The organism is Synechocystis sp. LEGE 06083 (genome assembly GCF_015207725.1).
GTDB lineage: Bacteria > Cyanobacteriota > Cyanobacteriia > Cyanobacteriales > Microcystaceae > Synechocystis > Synechocystis salina.
In genome coordinates, this window is the sequence record NZ_JADEWJ010000417.1 from 1 (window position 1) to 1,864 (window position 1,864).

Below are 1,864 nucleotides of genomic sequence, written 5' to 3' on the forward strand. Positions count from 1 at the left end.
AAATTATGGAGATTGATGAGTGAATAATTGGATTCAAATCAAAGGAGTTGTCAAAGCTGGCCATGGTGTTGCCTCTGGTAAATCAAGCGATCCGAGATTTCCGGCAGGCACCATTGCGATGCAAAAAGCTTGCTTTCAAGAGCGAGGTTTGAGTTTAGACGATTATTATCTAGGAACAATTAATCTAAGCATTGCTCCCCACCAATATAAGGCAAAGGAAGCAAAATACACATTTAGGCAAGTCAAATGGTCAAACAATGACCCGGCTGAAGACTTTTCTTTTTTTGATTGTCGTATCATTATCGGTAATCAACAAGCTATCAAAGGATTAATTTATTACCCCCACCCTGAAACAAAACCAGAGCACTTTCAACCTCCCGATATTTTGGAGATTATGAGCAGTTTTATTCAAAATTTACACTATGGTAATGAGGTGATTATTGAAGTGAATCCTCAACAAATTGAGATTAGCTAACCATGTTACTGGGGGTTGACTGCAATCAGGTGAATCAAAATGGATTAGATAGGGGCACCTCTGATTTCTGAAAATTTCCGACATTTCGGGTCACAACACAGAGGTCATGGACAACGGCGATCGCCAAAACTAGGGATGTTCGGGATAGAGCAACTTTCGAGCAAAAATAAGACGACTAGGCTCAATTCCGTGGTTTTGGGCCGCTTGTCGGAGGTTATGTGACCCTGACTGAAAAAAATGGGCATTCGAGAAGAGTAGCCAACCAAGGAGAATGTTCCAATGAAGAAAAAACCAAGACGGCAATTTACTGACGAGCAAAAATCGGAAGCAGTAAAGATAGTAGAACAATCTGGAAAACCTATAAGCCAAGTAGCAAGGGAAATAGGATTGACAGAAAGTGCCTTAAGAAAATGGGTAAACCAGTCAAAAATTGACAACGAAGGAGGAGGGCAAGGTCAATTAACATCGGTGGAAAGACAAGAGCTAAATGTCTTGCGCCGGGACCTAAAAAGAGTACAAATGGAGCGGGATTTCCTAAAAAAGGTAGCGACCTTCTTTGCCAAGGAAGGCTCAAATCTTACGAGCTAATCCATGGGGAGAAGGAAAACTTCCCCATCGGTCTCATGTGCCGGGTATTAAAGCAATCGAGAAGCGGGTACTATGCCTGGTGCAAAAGACCAGTATCCCCACGAAATAAGGAGAATGAACTCTTGTCTGAAAAAATCCAACAGATCCACCAAGATAGCCGTCAAACTTACGTCTCACCGAGAATTCAGGCGGCGTTAGCCTCCCATGGTTTTCCCATAAGCCGTCAGCGGGTAGTGCGATTAATGGCAAAACTCGGCATTAATGCTCACCTGAAGCGCAAATTCAAGGTAACGACGGATTCAAACCACTCATACCCAATTGCGGAGAATATTTTGGACCGTAACTTTACAGCGACAGAACCCGACAAGGCATAGGTGGCGGACATGACCTATATCTGGACCACAGAAGGCTGGCTCTATCTAGCGGTCATTATTGACCTATTTTCTAGAAAAATAGTGGGATGGTCCATGGCAGAGCATATGCGCACGGAACTAGTTCTCACTGCTCTGAATGCCGCATTGGGACAACGAAAGCCGGCGGAATCTGGTTTATTATTCCACTCTGACCGGGGCTCCCAATATGCCAGTCATGACTACCAAAATGCTCTTTCACAAGCTAATATAAACTGTGGTATGAGTCGTCGGGGGAACTGTTGGGATAATGCTGTAGCTGAAAGCTTTTTTGGCACCATTAAAACCTGATTGACTGACAAAAGTTTAAGAGGACTCGTAGGAATAGACCTGGAGAGTAAACTCAAGGGCATAAAGGCGGCGGTGATGCTGACGAAGGGAAGCCATAGCC

At 43.9% G+C, this 1,864-nt stretch carries 4 protein-coding genes; all 4 read left to right on the top strand.

Features of this window, described 5'->3' with window-relative positions; genetic code table 11:
• Window positions 1–19: 19 nt before the first annotated feature.
• The 4 genes from IQ219_RS19290 to IQ219_RS19305 all read left to right on the top strand — a co-directional run bounded on the left by IQ219_RS19290 (window position 20) and on the right by IQ219_RS19305 (window position 1,764).
• Window positions 20–475 carry a hypothetical protein gene (locus tag IQ219_RS19290; RefSeq protein WP_194073683.1) on the top strand — a complete coding sequence of 152 codons (456 nt, stop codon included), beginning with the start codon at window positions 20–22 and terminating at the stop codon, window positions 473–475.
• A gap of 279 nt (window positions 476–754) precedes the next feature.
• Window positions 755–1,063 carry a transposase gene (locus tag IQ219_RS19295; RefSeq protein ID WP_194073684.1) on the top strand — a complete coding sequence of 103 codons (309 nt, stop codon included), beginning with the start codon at window positions 755–757 and terminating at the stop codon, window positions 1,061–1,063.
• A 35-nt stretch (window positions 1,064–1,098) separates the two neighbouring features.
• Window positions 1,099–1,437: an IS3 family transposase gene (locus IQ219_RS20650; protein ID WP_228017391.1), complete on the top strand. Its 339-nt coding sequence runs from the start codon at window positions 1,099–1,101 to the stop codon at window positions 1,435–1,437.
• Window positions 1,438–1,446: 9 nt separating this feature from the next.
• Window positions 1,447–1,764 carry a DDE-type integrase/transposase/recombinase gene (locus IQ219_RS19305; protein WP_194073686.1) on the top strand — a complete coding sequence of 106 codons (318 nt, stop codon included), beginning with the start codon at window positions 1,447–1,449 and terminating at the stop codon, window positions 1,762–1,764.
• Window positions 1,765–1,864 lie beyond the last annotated feature (100 nt).